A 16,392-nucleotide genomic window follows, 5' to 3' on the forward strand; every position below is an offset into this window, starting at 1 on the left:
GAGGACGACCCCCGAATCGTAAGAGCCCCCACAGTCGTGTAGGCGCCCGCCGGGAGTTCATAGAGCGGGCACTCTTTCAGGGTGCAGTGCCTCACGCGCCGCACGGATGAAGCCCTTGATGGCCTCATTAACCGAGGGAATGTCCGCGAGCAGCGGGTCGTGGTCGTGCGGCTGGCAGAGCGTGGCGATCAGGCCAGTCGATAGCTCACACCTGCTGAACAGAGCACGCAGCTCTGCCAGCAACTCATTTGAGCTGTCCTCCATGTCGGGAGTGCCAATGGTGCGCCAGAAGCCTTGGGCCACGGGAACCAACTCCCAGATGCGCACTACCTCTTGCCGGTGTGTGCGACTGCGGAGACGGACTTCGTGCATCGCGGCCATCTTGAGCGCGTGGGTTTGTTCGGCCACCACCAGGATCTTGGCAGACGCTTCAAGGGTGATGGCTGCTCCGGCGACTTCGTCGGGGCCTTCCAGCTGCACTACCCAAGCTCTGTGCGACATGTCCGTCTCCAGACCTCGCAAAGCAGCGATACAGGCCCGGGTTTCCTCCAGCCCAGAGGCGCGGCCGAGGTTGTTGTGGGCGCTGTCGGTGTAGTTGAGAACCGATTGTAGGAACGCCGCGTAGGCGTCTCGCTGAACGCTGCGCCGCCACTGTAGGTGGTCGTTCTGGCCCTGCGCTCGCACGGCATCAAGTGCAGCCCGGTAGCTCGCATCTGCTTGCGCCAAACCGGCACGAGCGGTCTCTTCCGCCCCGCGCAGCGCGCCCCTCAACGTCCAACGTCCGATGAGGATCGTTGACGCGATGCCGACGGCTGCGACGACGGCCGCAGCGATCGCCCCGATTCCCTGGAGATCCTTCATGGGTCACATGATGAAGGGTCCTGCGCGATGGTTTCCGCGAGACCTACGGATCGCCGCTACCTGCGCAGCCAGCAGATCATGTTCCGCAATATCCGCGTCCTGCACGATAGATCGATGTCGCAGGTGCTGGCATCGCGCACTCAGGAGCGGCCAAATTTCTGATCTGTCGGAACAACTTCACGTCCCAGCGGCATGAGAGAGATCGGGATGAGCTTGAGGTTGGCCCACCCGAACGGGATGCCAATGATTGACACGAACAGCGGGATGCTTGTGACCAGGTGGGCCAGCGCCAGCCACCACCCCGCGAAGATCACCCAGATCACGTTCCCGATGAACGAGCCTGCCCCAGCGCCCGGCCGCTCCACAGTGGTGCGGCCGAACGGCCAGATGACGAAGCCGGCGATGCGTAGCGACGCGATGCCGAATGGGATGGTGACGATCAAGATGAAGCAGATCAGCGCGGCGATCACGTAGGCGATCGCCATCCAGATGCCACAGAAGACGAGCCAGATGATGTTCAGTAGCAGGTTGAACAGCTTCATGATCGGTACCTCTCCAGGTCGGTCCGCCGGTACTGCCTGCTACTACCAGTATCAGCTGGTCACGCGTTCAGGCGGAACCGCAGCGCCCTTGTAGCGTGATCAGGAACGTTCGGAGATGATCCCGTTCGGCATCGCCGCGTTTCGTATCGGCGTGTACGCCCTGTGGCCCTTCGGCCGTACGACGGTCGAGCGCCGCGACGCGGGTGCCCCCTCATGTATCGGCAACGTCCTGTGGCTGGTCCTCGCGGGCTGGTGGCTCGCACTGGCCCATGTTGTCACCGGCGTTCTGCTGTGCATCACGATCATCGGTATCCCCTTCGGCTTCGCCAACTTCAAGCTCATCCCGGTCTCGCTGATGCCGCTCGGCCGCGAAATCGTGCCGACGGACCAGCCGTTCAGCTCGCGCTGGTAGTCCGGCCGGAGAGGGGAAGCGGTCGGTTCCCAGCCCGACCGTTATCCACAGGCTGCCGGTGGGATCTCGTCCCGGCCAGCCGGTTATCCACAGGCCGCCCGATTGTCAGTGGCGGCCTGCATGATGAATCCATGACCGAGATCGAGCAGTTGCTGACACGGGTGGCGGCCGAGGCCCGCAACACCCGGCCGTGGGGCTGGCCTTCACTCCCCGCCCCCGTGGACGCGGCCACGCTCGACCGCGCCGAGACCGCCCTCGGCTTCCCTCTGCCGCCCCTCCTCGCCGCGCTCTACCTCCGGATAGGAGACGGCGGATTCGGCCCCGAGTACGGCCTGTTGCCCCTCCTCGACAGCGCGCCCGCAGGCGAGCCGGCCGTCGTCGCCCAGTACCTCGCCAATCGCGAGGAGGCCCGCAAGGACCCGGACTGGCCCTGGCCCGAGGGCATCCTGCCGATATCCCACTGGGGCTGCGGAATGTACGCGTGCGTGGACTGCCGTACACCCGAAGGCACCGTCCTGCTCTTCGAGCCGAACACCGACGACGCCGACCACGCGTGGTACACCGACGCCCCGGGCCTCGCGGAGTGGCTGCGGGCCTGGCTCGACGGCACGGGCTGGTACCAGGAACTGAACGCCGACATGGACCTGGAGCCCTGGCCAGGCCTCCGCATACGCACGACGGCAGCGACACTGCCGACCCAGGCCTCGTGACCGAGTAACCGACACGAGTTCCGTCAGCGGTGAGGTCAGGCCGACGACCCCGAAGCCGGCCACCACCGTCGCACGCCGTACACGACCGCCCCCACACCCAGCACCCCCGTGCCCACGACCACCGACACCCCCGGAAGCGCGGACGCCAGCGTCACGCAGCCGATTAGCCCCACCGCCGGCACCACCCGCGACGTCGGCGCCGAACTCAGCGTCCAGGCGGAGGCGTTGGCCACCGCGTAGTACGCCAGCACCCCGAAGGAGGAGAAGCCGACAGCACCTCGTACGTCCACCGTCGCGGCTAGCACCGCGACCACCGCGCCCACGGCCAACTCGGCCCGGTGGGGCACCTGGAAGCGCGGATGCACGGCGGCCAGGGTACCGGGCAGATGACGGTCACGGGCCATGGCCAGCGTCGTCCGTGAGACGCCCAGGATCAGGGCGAGCAGCGAGCCGAGCGCGGCCACGGCGGCACCGGCCCGTACGACAGGAACCAGCCCCGGCACGCCCGCCGCCCGGACCGCGTCGGCCAGTGGGGCGGTCGCCTGCCCGAGACCGCCCGATCCCAGCACGGAAAGGACAGCCACCGCCACCGCCGCGTACACCACCAGCGTGATGCCCAGGGCCGAGGGGATCGCGCGGGGGATGGTGCGCGCGGGATCCCGGACCTCCTCGCCGAGGGTCGCGATCCGGGCGTACCCGGCGAACGCGAAGAACAGCAGCCCGGCCGCCTCAAGCACGCCGCCCACACCACCGGAGGCCCCGACGTCCAGCCGACCGGTGTCGGCGGCGTCGGAGCCCAGACACACCACCACGACGGAAGCGAGGACAGCGAGGACCACTGCCACGATCGTCCGCGTCAGCCAGGCGGCCTTCTGGACGCCGCAGTAGTTCACCGCGGTCAGTGCCACCACGGCCGCGACCGCCACCGCGTGCGCCTGCCCCGGCCAGACGTACGCGCCCACGGTGAGCGCCATCGCCGCACAGGAGGCCGTTTTCCCGACGACGAACGACCAGCCCGCGAGATAGCCCCAGAAGTCACCGAGCCGCTCACGCCCGTACACATAGGTGCCGCCCGAGGCGGGATACAGGGCGGCCAGCCGGGCGGACGACATGGCGTTGCAGTAGGCGACCACGGCCGCTGCGGCGAGCCCGAGCAGCAGCCCGGACCCGGCCGCGTGTGCCGCGGGTCCCAGGGCTGCGAAGACGCCGGCCCCGATCATCGAGCCGAGCCCGATGACCACGGCGTCGCCGACGCCAAGGGTGCGTCGTAGTTCGGCGGACGGTTCCGCTCCGGGCTGTGCCATGCGCCGCACCCTACTGACCGGTGCAACCGCCGGGCAGCGCGTTGACGTCGTGTACAGCAACACGGCACCAACAACGCACCAACCCGAACGCACCGGCACGAGCGCGGTGAAGCCGACCGGCGGTATCACGCCATACAGGGTCGACGAAGTCACAGCGCCGGGACAGTTCGAGCACAGCACGGAGGGGCAGGTTCACGGCATGAGCATCATCGGCTGGATCATTCTGGGGCTGTTGGCCGGGGCCATCGCCAAGTTCCTGCTGCCTGGGCGCGACCCGGGCGGTTTCATCGGCACGACGGTCATCGGCGTCGCGGGCGCGTTCATCGGTGGCTGGATCTCGGCGCGCTTCCTCGACCACCCCATCAGCAACCAGTTCTACGACGGCACCACATGGGCGGCGGCGATCGGCGGCTCGCTCGTGCTGCTGGTCGCGTACCGCATTCTGTTCGGCAACTCGCGCGACTGAGCGTGAGCCTGGTCCGCAGCAGGCATGAGAGGAGGGGTGGGCGCTTTACGGCGCCCACCCCTCGTCAACTCATCAACGACTCGTGGACTACCGGTAGTTCACGTACCGGCCGCTTGATCGTCTGACCTGCACGTTAGCGCCGATAGGGCGGTTGACGTGCAAAAACTACTGACAGTGTTTGTCACTGTTGCGCAGCGTTATTCGGGGTCTTGTGCCCTGAGTGTGCCCTTGCGCAACCGGGGTCCTCCCCGACTCCGCTCGTCTGCCTCGCGCAGACAGAGCGGCGCCGCCCGGTGTGTCACCACCGAACGGCGCCTTGATCCGAACCCCTTCCGATCAAGGAGTCAGACCCATGCAGGACCGTACCCCGCAGGGTGCCGTCCGCGATCTACTCGCGGCCGTCCTCGAAGCCCTCGACATCCCCTCGCCCGCCACCATGGGCGACACCGAGACGCACGACCGCGTCCTCAACGACCGCGCCATGCACGCGAAGATCGCCCTCCGCAGCGCCCTGGAAGAGCACCCGCTCGGCATCGAGTGGACGACCACCTACCTGCGCGAGCGGCTCGCCGAACACCCGCCCGTCGGATACCGGCACTGGCGTGCCACGCGTGCGGGGGCCGGTCGATGAGCACCGAGCCCCGCACGGTCACCGTGCCCACCCTCGACCACGGCGAGATCACGATCCCCGAACCGGCCTGGTGCGCCGGCCACGAGGGACAGCCCGCCGGGTGCCGCTCCGACTTCCTCCACCGAAGCCCCGCCCGTGCGTTCGCTTTCCGCGGCAAGCAGCTCGGCGCGGCCGGGCTCGTTCAGGGCCCGTTCGCCGAGCACGCGAGCCGCCTCACCGAGGCCCACCTCACGCTGATCATCGAGGGCGTCACCCTCAACCCGGTCGGCCTGTACGACCTGGCGGGTGCTCTCGACAGGTACACCGATCGGCTGCGCGACCTCGCCGACGAGTTGCACGCGCTCCTCGGGGGTGGCCGATGAGTGGCATGACGGTTGGCGTCCGCCGGATGGTTGTCGCGCACCTCACGGAGCGTGGCATGGGCCCGGCCAAGATCGCGGATGAGCTGGGGGTTTCCAAGGAGACGGTGCGCAGGGACCTCCACAAGCAGCCCCCGCCGGCGTCCCTCACGGCGGGCACCGTTGTGGCGGACGATGTGCTCGCGCTCCGGCTCGACGAGCCGCTGCGTGCGGCGCTGGTCGTGCTGCGCAGCACGATGCAGACGCCGGACACCGCAGAGCACAACCGGGCTGCCGCGCGGGCGGCGATCCGGGCCACCGCGGACACCGTTCTTGAGGCGCACCGTGGGGTGAAGCCGTGAGGTGGGTTCTCCTCGGTGTGCTGCTCGGTCTCCTGCTCGTCTTCCCGGCGCTGCTCGCCCTGGTCGTCGCCACCGTGGCGGCGCTCGCCTCGCAGCCCCTCGTCGTCGCGTTCGCGCTCGGCCTCGCGGTCCGGCCGAGCCTGGCCCGCCTGCGGGGGTGGGGTCGGTGAGCGAGGAGATCTCCGATGCAGCCCGTGAGGCCGTGGAGGCAGCCGCCAACTCCAGACAGCTGGAGATGATCGCGGCCGTTCTCCAGGCACAGCAGTTGTTGAACGCTCAGCAATCGCCGTGCCAGCACCAGGCACCGCCCCGGTTCGAGGCCCGGAAGTGGCTCGTCATCGGGGGCGTGATCGTGTCCGTGGGTCTGGTCGGTGCCCTGTTCGCCGTCGCGGTCGCGATCGGCGCGTGCTGCGCGACCGCCTGCCTGATCGTCCTGCGCTCGATGTGGCGCGACTTCAACAAGGGCCGCTGACCTGCCCTTCCGTCCTCCGCCAACCGTGGCATCTGCCCCACGGTTGCGGGGGTGCGGTGGGGTCGGACAGCCCGGCCCACAACCAGGGAGTGCCGCATGACCAGCAGGACGAACCTTGCCCTGGCGACGGACGCCGTCGCCCGAGCCGCCCGCCTGGCCGCCGAGGCCGAACGGTGCATCAGCAACGGCGACATCAGGTCCCGGCTCGCCGACCTCACCAGGGTCGGCGCCCTGTGGGCCGACATCGCCGGCGCCCAGGCCGCCATCGCCCGCGTAACGGCCGAGGAGACCGACCGTGGCTGAGCCGAAGCTGACCGCTTGGGAGAAGTTCCAGATCGTCCGCCTGGAGGTCCGCGGCGCCCGCCGCTCCATCGCCAACATCCAGGACCAGCCCGACATCGACCGCGGCATCGCCCGCATCAAGGAGCGCGCCCGCAAGCGCACGAACGGCAAGTAGGTACACCACGGGGCGGCCGTACCCGGCACAGGTACACCGGCCGCCCCGTGTCCCGAACGTCCCAGAGGAACGACGGAGAACCAGGATGACGGACACGACCGCACCCGCCCACACCGACCCGACAGGTACACCTGTACCCGAGGTACCCGCACCCGCAGGTACAGCGGGTACCCCCGTACCCGCGACCGAGGTACAGCCCCGCCGCCGCGTCCGTATCGCCAGCCTCCGGCGGGTCGTCGTCGAAGCCCGCGAGCACACCGCGTACCGCATCCTCGTCCGCCACGGCGCGTACGTCGTCGGGGGTACCCGCGTCCTCACCCGCCGTACCTGGGAGGCCCGCACGACCGCCATGCACGCGCGCATGATGCGCCAGGCCGAGGCCGCGGGGAACGAGGAACTCGTACGGCAGTGGGAGCAGCGGGCGTATGCGTACAGGTTCGCCAGGCACAAGCGGCGCATGGACCTGTTGCAGATGATCCTCACCGCCCCGAAGGCCATCGCCTCCGCCGTCCTCAGTACCGGCAGCGTGCTGCTCATGGTCGGCCTGATGCTGGCCTGGTACAACCACGACGTCCGAGACATCCTGACCCCCTTGAATACGGTCATTGAGCTGGTCGGATGGGTGGCTTTCATCGCGGGTGTGCTGTGGGAGCCGCTGCTGTACTCCCTGCCCTGGCTCGCTCTCATGGGTGTGTGGGCCGTCGGCCGGCACCGGCAGACCGCACCGTCGTGGGCACTGCCTACGGGCGGCGACGAGCGGGATGTCGTGCCCGACGAGGGCGCCATCCTGCGCGCGCTCGGCAACCTGGGAATCGCCCCGCTCAACAAGGCCATCAAGGACGGCTGGCAGCCCCGTTGGGAGCAGCCCACCACCCGCTCCGGGACCGGCTGGCACACACAGCTCCAGCTGCCCATGGGCGTCACCGTCGAGATGATCTGCGGGAAGAAGAACGTCCTCGCCCACAACCTGCTCAGGAAGCCCGTCGAGGTGTGGCCTACCGAGCCCCCGAAGCAGCCAGGCACCCTCGACCTGTGGGTGGCCGACCAGGGCTCGCTGTCCGGGCCGGTCCCGCCGTGGCCGCTGCTCACCGAGGGCACGACCGACTACTTCAAGGGCGTGCCGGTCGCCGTCTCCCAGCGCGGCGAGGCCATTATCGGCAAGCTGATGGCGGCGAACTACATGGTCGGCGGGATCATGGGCTCGGGTAAGTCGTCGCTGGTCATCGCCCTGCTGCTCGGCGCGATCCTCGACCCGATCGTCATCGTCGAGGCGTACGTCATGGCGTACAACACGGACTACGACCCGCTCAAGCCCCGGCTTCAGACCCTGGTCAAGGGCGACGACGACGAGGACATCTACGCCGCACTCAAGGCCCTGCGCAACCTGCGCGACGAGGTGACCACCCGCGGCAAGCTGCTGGAGGAACTCGGCGAGGGCGCCACGAAGGTGACACGGGAGCTGGCCCTGAAGGACCCGCGGATGCGGCCCAAGGTCGTCGTCTTCGACGAGTGCCACGAACTCTTCATGCACAAGGAGTACGGCAAAGAGGCCGCCGAGCTGGCCATCAAGGTGATGAAGAAGGCCCGCAAGACAGCCATCACCCTCATCTGGGTCACCGTCTCCCCGACCGCCGACAGCCTGCCGCGCGACGTCACCCGCAACACCTCGCACAGGGTGGCGTTCGCGGTCGGCGACCACGTCGCGAACGACGGGCTGCTCGGCTCCGGCCGTCACAAGGCCGGCGTCACCGCGACCACCCTCATCCCTGGCGAGGACGTGGGCACGGCCGTGACCGTGGGGTTCAGCAACAAGCCGTTCGAGGTGGTGCGCGCCCACTATGTGGCGCGTGACCCCGACAAGGGTGTCGACGAGGTGACGCCCGTGGTCGTACGGGCGATGGGCCTGTACGAGGGCGGCCCGGCCGTCGTCGACGAGCCGACGTTCGAGCCGGCCGACCCGCTCGCCGACGTCGCCGCGATCCTCGCCGACGACACGCGCGTCCTCGCGCAGGAGGTGCTGCACCGTCTCGCCGCCCGGAACCCGGAGGAGTACGGCAGCTGGGGGCCGACGGACCTGAAGCGTGCGCTGGAGCCGTACGGGGCCGAGCAGTACAAGTCCAACGGCGTGATGGTCGTCGCCCGCGAGCGCGTCCAGGACGCCATCTTGGAACGGTTCGCCGAGGACGTCGCGGACATCGACGACGAGGAGGGACCCGCCTAGATCTTGGGGAGTTCTCCCTACCGCCTCCCTGCCCTGCCTCCCCGGGCTCGACCTGCGCATATGCCAGTTCAGGGAGGCAAGGGAGGCGGATCACCGCACCTGTCGGAAACGGGAAACGGGCGGGTCAGCCTCCCCCGAGCCGCCTCCCTCCCCGTACGAGAACGGCCCCCAGACCTGGACACGCGTACCAGTCCGGGGGCCGTCCTCTTGCGGGAACAGCGGACACGAGATCACTGCCCCGCGTCAGAGCGGCCGGCCCCGACGGGGGAGACGGGACCGACCGCAGCTCTAAAGGCGCGTACCAACCGCCAGCGTCTCAACCCCCGACAGGCTGATCATCGCGCGCAGGACGATCGCGAGGCGCTGCTCGTCGAGGTCCATCACGCGCACCAGGCTCGTCTGATGCGGCCACGCGATGGACAGGACGAGGTCGACGAACGCCCGCCCCGACTCGTCCAGCCCCAGGCCGTAGAGGTTGCAGGCGAGGTGCTGCCACGTGAACTCCACGCCCCCTGCATCGGTATGGCAGACCAGATCCCTGCGGACGGTGTCGCAGGCGAGGATCTGCCCCTCCTCCACCAAGGCCCGTACGGCGGCCTGATCGCGGGGCGTGACGGCTGCCTTCAGCAGCAGCTCCTCGAACGGCGGGGTGTCTGTGTCCTCGGCGGCCGTGGTGGTCAGGGTCATCTGGATGCCTCCATGGAGAGTCGAGCGCCACCAGGGCTGAACGCAGCACCGAGAAGCACGGGATCGGTCAGGCGGCCAGACCCGTCAGGCCGCTCCAGCCACATCCGCACGCCGACCGCGTGCAGGACTGGCGGGCACCGGAGGACCCACCCAGCCGGGTGCACGGTGAGGGGCCGTATGTCGTCCAGCTCGTCACCGACGGTCGGCGGCAGCAGCCACCATGCGAGATTCGCCTCCGCATCGGCGAGGACCGGGCCGAGGCACTTCCAGCCCATTCGCTTCATCGCGTGCATCGACTGAAGCAATGGAGCCTCGGCCGCACGCCAGTGGGCGCCTGTACGGAAGGGCGCCAACTCCTCGTCGTCCCACTGACGGCAGACGTCGGTGGGCTGGGTGGTGCAGGACAGAAGCCAGTCCTGGCCCGCTTGTTTGGTGGATCGGGTGGGCTTTGCGGCCATGGCCAGGACCGTAGGGAGTTCGGTTGCGGCAACGCTCGCCGATTGCGCGGGATTGCGCATGTAGGTCCGCGGGTTGTGGCGGGTTGCTTACGCGAGGCTGAGCTGTGCCCTCGCGCGCATGATCAGGCGGTGCGCCTGGTGGTCGAAGACTGCCGAGTCCTTCAGCAGCTCCCACGTCTTGCGGTAGTGCGCGACGTCCTCGTCGGAGTCGAGCCAGAGTTCGGCGTTCCAGGTGTCGGCGATGACGAGCCGCTCGTCGATGATCCAGAATCCGTGCTTTGGCGAGAACGGCGTACGGATGCCGAACGGGATGATGCCGAGGGTCACCGTGTCGAGGCCGATCACGGAGGTGAGGCGGTCGAGCTGCGCGGCCATGGCCTCGGGGGCGCAGCGTACGACGTGCAGCGCGGCCTCCCACACGAGCGCGTGGAAGTGGTGGCCTGGCTGGTACAGGGCTCCTTGGCGCTTCATACGGGCCCGCACGCCCTCCTCGATGTCCCTCGGTGTACCCAGCCGGTTGGACACGTCGGTGAGGATGCCACGGGCGTACTCGGGGGTCTGGAAGATGCCGGGGATGATCCCGGACTCGAAGAGGTGGATGACCTCGGCTTCGGCCTCCTGGACAACGTGGGCCTCCTGCACAGCACGGTGACCGGCGGAGAGTTGCCGCTTCCAGCTGCGGTGCGAGGTTTCCAGGCCGCGCACTCGGCCCTTCAGCTCGCTGGCGGCCTCCGTGGCCCCGGCCGCCTGCGCCCACGCCTCGACATCGGCCGCCGAGGCTGTTTGCTTGCCGTTCTCCAGCCGCGACACCTTGGAGCGCTGCCAGCCGATCCGGGCCGCGAAGTCCTTCCCGTTCAGGCCGGCCTCGGTGCGCAGCTCACGTAGCCGCGCACCGAGGGCTTCACGGGCCTGCTGGAAGTCAGTGCTCACACCCTCGAAGTTACCTGCGCCACGAAGTCCGTACGCCTGATCGCGTGAGGCCAGGCGGCATCCCGAATGCGGCAGAACTCCGCGATGCGCGGGGGGTCTTCGACAAGCTCGGCGCCGAGGTACTCGTCAGCGTCGTCGAAGTGGAGCACCAGGGCGCGGCGGTCGTCGAACAGCCAGAAGTCGACCGCGGGCAGACCGAGGCGTTCGGCGTCCGCGCGCCACAGATAGCGGATGTCCTCGCCCGCCGCCTCGTTGTTCGTGGCCCGTGCGAGGAGGAACCGCTGGCCGTCGGTCGGCGGGTCGTCGACGAGTCGGATGCGCTCGAACCGTTTCCCGGCCGCCGTCTGCTCCTGGATGTTCTCTCCCCACGCGCCGGGGGTGTCATGGCCGACGTCCCCGCCGGCCTTCCAGCGGGCCCAGTTCGGGCCCGTGCGGTCGGAGGCGTAGCCGCGGCGGGTCTCCAGCCGCCACGCGGTGCGCTCGAACGTCTCGAAGTGCGTGCCGAACGTCGAGTCGTCGATGAACTGCGGCACGCGGTCTACTCCTTGGGGGCGAAGCGGGTCAGCAGCTCACGCGGGACGACGACCAGGGTTTCCCCCGAGAGAGGGTCCGCCATCTGTTCGATGTCCTCGGCGTCGGCCTGCTTGCCCTGTACGAGCACCTCGCCCGTGTCCAGGTCCTCGTACAGGGTCGGGCACTTGCCTTCGTCGCTGGTCGTGCCGAGCATGCGGAGCCGTCGGGCCATGGCCTGTCTCCCTCTCGTTGGTGGGCTCCCAGGATGCGGCGGATAGCCGTGCTACGCAGACAGATTGCGGAGGATTGCGCGACGGGCGAGGGCGCGCGGCCCGGTTGCGCGCAACGAGCGGCGCCCGGCACCCTTACCGCGAGGGGCCGGGCGCCATGGCTCAGACGTGGAACCTCTCCAGCGCTGGCGCGGCCGTGACCGCCCGCTCGTCGTCCCGCAGGGGCCGGACCGGGGTCATCCCCACGAAGTAGCTGCCGTCCCCGTCTGCTCGCTCGTTCCACTTCCACGCGTCGACGCCGCCCGTGACCACGGCGAACCCCATCAGCGCGAGGGCGTCCAGTCGGGACAGGAGCGGGATCGGAAGGGGGCTCGGGTCCCACTTCATGAGGGCCTCGGACATGTCCTCGCCGTCCTCGGTGACCAAGTGCAGCGTCCAGGCCCCGGGCGCGCCGTAGGTGCCGCTGCACACCACGGCCGCGAGGTACGGGGTGCCGTCCATTTTGATGATCATCTGCGGCTCCTACCCTCTGCCTCGGCCGAACGCGGCCTGGACGTTACCGCCGTGACCAGTCGCGACGATGCCCCTGATCAGCCGCGTCATCTCCGCCTCGCCGGACACCCTGATGTCCAGCCGCACTTGCTGCGGCTGCGGCGTTGCCGAGCCGCTCGGGAAGGCCCCCATGCCTGCGCCGGACATCGCGTAGTCAGGCAGCGCGATGCCGGGCAGGCCCCTGGTGAGCCGCTGCAACTGGGCCCGCAGCGCCGGAGTCTGGTCGTCGATCCCGGCCTGGAAGCCCCGGATGATGAGACGGCCGGCCGGAGTGAGGATCCGCTTGTCGACGTCCTCGGGGCCCTTCCAGTCGGTGAGCTTGGAGGTCAGGTCGCCGAGGGTGGAGCGAACGCTCCCGAACATCGAGGCGATGCCGTCGATGAAGCCACGGATCAAGCTCTGGCCAGCGTTCCGCAGCACCCCGCCGAGCGAGCCCAGAGCAGAACGGGCCCGACCCGGCAGGCCTCGCAGGTACGACACTGTGCTGGAAAGGCCGGCCGAGACGCGGCCAGCCATCGACCTCAGCGCCCCCGAGGCAGCCCCGGCAATCCGCGGCCCCAGGCTGGCCAGCGCCGAAGCCGCGCGCCCGGGAAGCCCTGCGAACCACCTGATGATGGCGTTCACCGTGTCCGGGACGATGCTGTGCCCGACCAGTACGTCGTACATCCACCGGAAGCGGCCAACGACGTCGTCAATGAAGTCGCGGACGCTGACGTAGATGTCGCTCAGCTTGGCGATCACAGCACCCGAGATGATCAGAACGCCCTTGATGAACGTACCGAGGTCCTCGAACGCCTTCTTGGCGCCGGGCGCGCCTCCACCGATCTGTGCGAAGAACAGACCGAGCCCCTCGCCGATGTCGGACAGCAGCTGCTTCACGCCCTCGAAGACCGGCTTGGAGTCCTCCATCATCTTCCGGAAGCCAGGCAACGCGTTCTTGATGAGGGCACTGATGCCGTCGGTCAGGTCCTGGATGATGCCGCTCTCGGCGACCGTGCGGAAGACCTGGTCGATCTGCGGGGCGACCTCGCGGGCGGTCTGCTCCAGGCTCTTCAGAGCTTCCGCCAGAGGCCTCGCCATGGGCTTGGCCGCGCCGTGGAAGATGTCCTTGACGGTCTTCATGAGGCTGCCCGCGGCCTTCTTGACCTCCGGATCGTTCTTCAGCAACGCGGCCCCGACACCGATGACGGCCAGACCACCGACCGCGATGACGGCGCCGGAGATCAGCGCGGCAAGGAACGGGAGCGCCACAGCCGCGATCGCCGCGGCCAGAGCGGCGCCGATCGCGCCGACGTACGGGTTCGACGAGAACGACGACGTGACGCTCTGAAGCCCGGACATGCCGGCACTGAACGCGGCTCCGATCCCCGCCCGGAGCGTGCTGGCGAGGGCGCTGAGCATGCTGCGGGTCAGGCTGCGCCCGGTGTCGTCTCCACCAGCGCTGCCGAGTCTGGCGAGCAGACGGAAGGTGCTGCGGGTCTGGTCGTCGGTGTCGCGGCGCATGGTGCGTAGCGCAGATCTGATCGCGGCCACCATGCCGAGCCCGCCGCGGGTGGCGCCGTCGCCGAGGTTGTCGCCGAGGAGCCGGGCCATGGTCTCGGACTCGTCGACGAACCGGCCGTGGATGTCGCGCAGGCGGCCGTTGACGTCGCGTTGGAAGCCGCGCATGCGTAGCTCGGAGTCGTCGAGGCCGCGGCGCATGCCGGAGTCGTCCGCCTGGATGAACCCGACGAGCTGGCCGATGGTCAGCGCCATGGGTCCGGCTCCTTTCTGATTGCCTGAGGCAACCGGTAGGGCTGGAGAGAGCCCGGCCGGTCAGGGCCGGGCGGGGGTCAGGCGGATATGGCCCGGGCGACCTCAGGCGGAAGCTGCGGGGTGTGGAAGTCCTTGTAGTCCCACCCCGACTTGCCGGGGCCGCTGTTCAGGGCGCTCCTCAGCTGCCGCTTCTCGTCGCTGTAGCCGCGTACGCCGTGCGTGTCGGCCACCCAGGCGTTGACGAGGTTGACGTCGCCGCTGTCGGAGGCGTGCTGGAGTACGGCGCGCTGCATCGCGTCGTCGCCGTAGCGTGCTGCCTCGGCGAGGAGCCGTCCGCGCTGGTCGCGCGGGGCGTTCTTGGTCTGTTCCAGCGCGGTACGGAACGCGGCGACGAGGACGGCGCGGTCTGCGGGGGACGCGTCGTCGGGGATGCCGGGGCCGGACGGTACGAGGCCGTTGAGGTAGTCGAGGCGGGCCTGACGGCGCTCGGTGAGCCGTCCGTACGCCTCGCTGATCTCCTGCTCGTGCTGCTGGTACAGCTCGGCGAGCTTCTCGGCCTTGTAGTCCTCGGCCCACACGCGGCTGTCGCGGATCTCCTGCGCCTTCGCGGCGAAGTCGATGCGGGACTGGCGGGCGGCAAGGTGGTCGGGGTCCTCGTTGGGATGGACCGTGAACGGGTTCGGCGGCGGCTCGGTGGTCATCAGGCGTCCCTCCGCACCAGGGCGTGCACGTCGATGCGGCCGTTGGAGTCGGTCAGGTCGCCCTTGTCGGCCAGCTCGCGGCTCACGTCGTAGAGACGGAAGTCCCGCGGGTACTGCTCCAGGACACGGTGCAGGACGACGGCGAGGAGCGGCGCGCCCCGCATCTTCCGGTAGACCTTCTGTCCCACGGTCGCGGAGTCCCCACCGATCATGTGGGCGAGGGCGTCCTTGCCGCGGCCCTCACCCTGGATCGGCTGGATACCGGCCTGGCCCATGAGCCTGGACCACTTCGTGATGCGTCCGTTGTGGGCGTCGACGGCTTCACACAGTCCGCGCACCGTGGCCTCGTACGCGTCCAGGGCGGTGATGATGGCCTCGGCTCCGTCGAGGTCGGAGGCGGCCTCGGCGCGGATCTTCTCCCTGATCTTCGTGCGGCGGGCCTCGCTGCGCGCGGCATGGATCTCGGCGTGGCGGCGCTCGGCGGCCGGCACTCGCAGCGTGGCGTGTTCGGCGGCGGCGCGCAGCTCGGCGAGGCGGGCGGGGGTGAGTTCCTCCGCCGAGTAGCCGGGCACGGGCTCCAACTCGCCGCGCAGTACGAGTTCGGCGGTCCGGAGTTCCTTCGCGGCCTGTTCGGCTTCGTGTCGCGCGTCGGTGAGGATCGCGGCGACCTCGGCGTCGGTCATCGTCAGTGGGTCGGGTGACTCCGTAGTAGTGGCGGGCATCCGGCGGCCTTCCTGTGGCTGTTCACGAGGTGCTGGGCATCGTCCGGGAGCCATCGGCCACGCGCCACGGGGGTGATCCCCTCGGCGGCGGCCAGGCGGAGGACGTGACGCCCGGTCACGCCGAGACGGCCGGCAAGCTCCTCGGTCGTGACCAGGCGGTCATGGGCTGAGGGTGGCTCGATGTCCAGTGATGTCCGCGCGGGATGTCCAGTAGCGGACAGGTGTGCGAGCGAGGCCGCGCGCAACGTGTCCAGGGCCGCGGCGACTTCGGGCCGTACGCGCCCGCCCTCGGCACGGTGGTGGGCGAGCTGCTTGCGCAGGGCCAGCCACAGGGGGTGGCAGACCTCGGCGGGCAGGAACACCCCGCCGGCCGCGATGACCGCGGGCGCCGACCGCGCCGGATCAGGCCGCGATGCCACGGGGAACGCCGTCGTTGCCGGGCGGATCGAGCAGCAGCGTCGACACGACGAACGGCCAGTCAGCCGGGTACCACAGGTGTGCCTCACGGCCGGCCTCGCGGTGCTGGTCGACCTGCGGGAGCGGCTTACGGCGCCCCGTACGCAGCCACACCAGGACAATGCGCGGGCCGCGGGTGAGGATCAAGGCGGGCTCGTGCGGGCGCTGGTTCGTGCGCTGCTGGACGAACACGGTGAAGCCACGCTTGCGGGCCTCAGTGGCGACGCGTTCGTTCCACTGGAGTTGTGCGGGCTGGAGTTGCATGGTGCTCCTGAACTGGGATCTCGATGTACCCGCGCGCGCGTGTGACGCGAGGGGGGGCCGGAACCGGATGCCCGGCGGCGCGTGGTCAGGCCTTGAAGGTGTCGGGGAGGTGTCCGGCGACGGCTCGGGCGACGTCGGGGGCGGAGGAGAGGGCACCGGTGAGGACGGGGCATCCGTCGTCGTGGTGGACGGCGACGCGGACGGTGCCGTTGTCGTCGGTGTGGGTGGTGGTGTCGGCGGTGCAGTGGCCGCACTGGTAGTTCGCGGCGATGGCTGCGGGGTTGATGTGGCCGATGAGGTAGTCGGTGTGCTGCGGTTCCATGTCGGTCTCCTGTGGCCGGGGTGCCC

Annotated in this window: 26 protein-coding genes; 11 read left to right on the plus strand and 15 right to left on the minus strand. The window is 69.4% G+C overall.

Translation table 11 applies throughout. The features are described from left to right. Positions 1–57: 57 nt before the first annotated feature. Together ACWDR4_RS11215 and ACWDR4_RS11220 are read right to left on the minus strand one after the other, a co-directional pair. Positions 58–861 carry a hypothetical protein gene (locus ACWDR4_RS11215; RefSeq protein WP_450406820.1) on the minus strand — a complete coding sequence of 268 codons (804 nt, stop codon included), beginning with the start codon at positions 859–861 and terminating at the stop codon, positions 58–60. 140 nt (positions 862–1,001) lie between these two features. Next, positions 1,002–1,403: a YccF domain-containing protein gene (locus tag ACWDR4_RS11220; RefSeq protein ID WP_450406821.1), complete on the minus strand. Its 402-nt coding sequence runs from the start codon at positions 1,401–1,403 to the stop codon at positions 1,002–1,004. 115 nt (positions 1,404–1,518) lie between these two features. Between ACWDR4_RS11220 and ACWDR4_RS11225 the strand changes: the two genes are divergently transcribed. Both ACWDR4_RS11225 and ACWDR4_RS11230 read left to right on the plus strand, forming a co-directional pair. Then, the gene (locus ACWDR4_RS11225; protein WP_450406823.1) at positions 1,519–1,815 is read left to right on the plus strand and encodes a YccF domain-containing protein; all 297 of its coding nucleotides are present in this window, start codon (positions 1,519–1,521) and stop codon (positions 1,813–1,815) included. A gap of 131 nt (positions 1,816–1,946) precedes the next feature. Next, entirely contained in the window at positions 1,947–2,525 is a 579-nt protein-coding gene (locus ACWDR4_RS11230) for an SMI1/KNR4 family protein (RefSeq protein WP_450406826.1), read from the plus strand. A gap of 35 nt (positions 2,526–2,560) precedes the next feature. Here ACWDR4_RS11230 and ACWDR4_RS11235 read toward each other — a convergent pair whose 3' ends face one another. Next, the gene (locus ACWDR4_RS11235; protein ID WP_450406828.1) at positions 2,561–3,829 is read right to left on the minus strand and encodes an APC family permease; all 1,269 of its coding nucleotides are present in this window, start codon (positions 3,827–3,829) and stop codon (positions 2,561–2,563) included. A gap of 199 nt (positions 3,830–4,028) precedes the next feature. Here ACWDR4_RS11235 and ACWDR4_RS11240 point away from each other — a divergent pair, with 199 nt between their 5' ends. From ACWDR4_RS11240 to ACWDR4_RS11280, 9 genes are all read left to right on the plus strand, one after another. Further along, positions 4,029–4,295, plus strand: coding sequence for a GlsB/YeaQ/YmgE family stress response membrane protein (locus tag ACWDR4_RS11240; protein ID WP_450407076.1), 267 nt, complete (start codon positions 4,029–4,031; stop codon positions 4,293–4,295). 352 nt (positions 4,296–4,647) lie between these two features. After that, positions 4,648–4,926: a hypothetical protein gene (locus ACWDR4_RS11245; protein ID WP_450406830.1), complete on the plus strand. Its 279-nt coding sequence runs from the start codon at positions 4,648–4,650 to the stop codon at positions 4,924–4,926. Further along, positions 4,923–5,288 carry a DUF6907 domain-containing protein gene (locus ACWDR4_RS11250; protein WP_450406832.1) on the plus strand — a complete coding sequence of 122 codons (366 nt, stop codon included), beginning with the start codon at positions 4,923–4,925 and terminating at the stop codon, positions 5,286–5,288. The genes ACWDR4_RS11245 and ACWDR4_RS11250 overlap by 4 nt, the downstream gene beginning before the upstream one ends. Positions 5,289–5,293: 5 nt before the next feature. Next, positions 5,294–5,626 carry a helix-turn-helix domain-containing protein gene (locus ACWDR4_RS11255; RefSeq protein WP_450406833.1) on the plus strand — a complete coding sequence of 111 codons (333 nt, stop codon included), beginning with the start codon at positions 5,294–5,296 and terminating at the stop codon, positions 5,624–5,626. After that, a complete protein-coding gene (locus ACWDR4_RS11260; protein ID WP_450406836.1) occupies positions 5,623–5,796 on the plus strand; it encodes a hypothetical protein in 174 nt (57 codons plus the stop codon). Before ACWDR4_RS11255 ends, ACWDR4_RS11260 begins: the two co-directional genes overlap by 4 nt. Beyond that, positions 5,793–6,098 (plus strand): hypothetical protein, encoded by a 306-nt coding sequence (locus ACWDR4_RS11265; protein WP_450406837.1) that lies wholly within the window; start codon positions 5,793–5,795, stop codon positions 6,096–6,098. Before ACWDR4_RS11260 ends, ACWDR4_RS11265 begins: the two co-directional genes overlap by 4 nt. A gap of 96 nt (positions 6,099–6,194) precedes the next feature. Continuing rightward, complete coding sequence (locus ACWDR4_RS11270; RefSeq protein ID WP_450406839.1) at positions 6,195–6,401, plus strand: hypothetical protein; 207 nt, start codon at positions 6,195–6,197, stop codon at positions 6,399–6,401. After that, entirely contained in the window at positions 6,394–6,555 is a 162-nt protein-coding gene (locus tag ACWDR4_RS11275) for a DUF6257 family protein (protein WP_450406841.1), read from the plus strand. The genes ACWDR4_RS11270 and ACWDR4_RS11275 overlap by 8 nt, the downstream gene beginning before the upstream one ends. 85 nt (positions 6,556–6,640) lie before the next feature. Next, positions 6,641–8,776 (plus strand): cell division protein FtsK, encoded by a 2,136-nt coding sequence (locus ACWDR4_RS11280; protein ID WP_450406844.1) that lies wholly within the window; start codon positions 6,641–6,643, stop codon positions 8,774–8,776. A gap of 288 nt (positions 8,777–9,064) precedes the next feature. Here the strand turns inward: ACWDR4_RS11280 and ACWDR4_RS11285 are convergent, their stop codons facing one another. The 12 genes from ACWDR4_RS11285 to ACWDR4_RS11340 form a co-directional block, all read right to left on the minus strand. Continuing rightward, positions 9,065–9,463 (minus strand): hypothetical protein, encoded by a 399-nt coding sequence (locus tag ACWDR4_RS11285; RefSeq protein ID WP_450406845.1) that lies wholly within the window; start codon positions 9,461–9,463, stop codon positions 9,065–9,067. After that, the gene (locus tag ACWDR4_RS11290; RefSeq protein ID WP_450406848.1) at positions 9,460–9,921 is read right to left on the minus strand and encodes a hypothetical protein; all 462 of its coding nucleotides are present in this window, start codon (positions 9,919–9,921) and stop codon (positions 9,460–9,462) included. The genes ACWDR4_RS11285 and ACWDR4_RS11290 overlap by 4 nt, the downstream gene beginning before the upstream one ends. Positions 9,922–10,008: 87 nt before the next feature. Continuing rightward, entirely contained in the window at positions 10,009–10,851 is an 843-nt protein-coding gene (locus ACWDR4_RS11295) for a helix-turn-helix domain-containing protein (protein ID WP_450406851.1), read from the minus strand. Further along, positions 10,848–11,384 (minus strand): DUF6879 family protein, encoded by a 537-nt coding sequence (locus tag ACWDR4_RS11300; RefSeq protein ID WP_450406854.1) that lies wholly within the window; start codon positions 11,382–11,384, stop codon positions 10,848–10,850. The genes ACWDR4_RS11295 and ACWDR4_RS11300 overlap by 4 nt, the downstream gene beginning before the upstream one ends. Positions 11,385–11,389: 5 nt before the next feature. After that, positions 11,390–11,596 carry a hypothetical protein gene (locus ACWDR4_RS11305; protein WP_450406857.1) on the minus strand — a complete coding sequence of 69 codons (207 nt, stop codon included), beginning with the start codon at positions 11,594–11,596 and terminating at the stop codon, positions 11,390–11,392. A 160-nt stretch (positions 11,597–11,756) separates the two neighbouring features. Next, entirely contained in the window at positions 11,757–12,107 is a 351-nt protein-coding gene (locus ACWDR4_RS11310; protein ID WP_450406858.1) for a hypothetical protein, read from the minus strand. Between the two features lie 9 nt (positions 12,108–12,116). Continuing rightward, positions 12,117–13,901 carry a phage tail protein gene (locus ACWDR4_RS11315; RefSeq protein WP_450406859.1) on the minus strand — a complete coding sequence of 595 codons (1,785 nt, stop codon included), beginning with the start codon at positions 13,899–13,901 and terminating at the stop codon, positions 12,117–12,119. A 77-nt stretch (positions 13,902–13,978) separates the two neighbouring features. Next, positions 13,979–14,602, minus strand: coding sequence for a hypothetical protein (locus tag ACWDR4_RS11320; RefSeq protein WP_450406862.1), 624 nt, complete (start codon positions 14,600–14,602; stop codon positions 13,979–13,981). Next, positions 14,602–15,324 (minus strand): hypothetical protein, encoded by a 723-nt coding sequence (locus ACWDR4_RS11325; RefSeq protein WP_450406865.1) that lies wholly within the window; start codon positions 15,322–15,324, stop codon positions 14,602–14,604. The genes ACWDR4_RS11320 and ACWDR4_RS11325 overlap by 1 nt, the downstream gene beginning before the upstream one ends. Then, positions 15,288–15,743, minus strand: coding sequence for a hypothetical protein (locus ACWDR4_RS11330; RefSeq protein ID WP_450406867.1), 456 nt, complete (start codon positions 15,741–15,743; stop codon positions 15,288–15,290). Before ACWDR4_RS11330 ends, ACWDR4_RS11325 begins: the two co-directional genes overlap by 37 nt. Further along, entirely contained in the window at positions 15,727–16,044 is a 318-nt protein-coding gene (locus ACWDR4_RS11335) for a hypothetical protein (protein ID WP_450406870.1), read from the minus strand. The genes ACWDR4_RS11330 and ACWDR4_RS11335 overlap by 17 nt, the downstream gene beginning before the upstream one ends. Before the next feature lie 85 nt (positions 16,045–16,129). Next, the gene (locus ACWDR4_RS11340) at positions 16,130–16,366 is read right to left on the minus strand and encodes a hypothetical protein (protein ID WP_450406873.1); all 237 of its coding nucleotides are present in this window, start codon (positions 16,364–16,366) and stop codon (positions 16,130–16,132) included. Positions 16,367–16,392 lie beyond the last annotated feature (26 nt).

This window comes from Streptomyces sp. NPDC000878, from assembly GCF_053599695.1.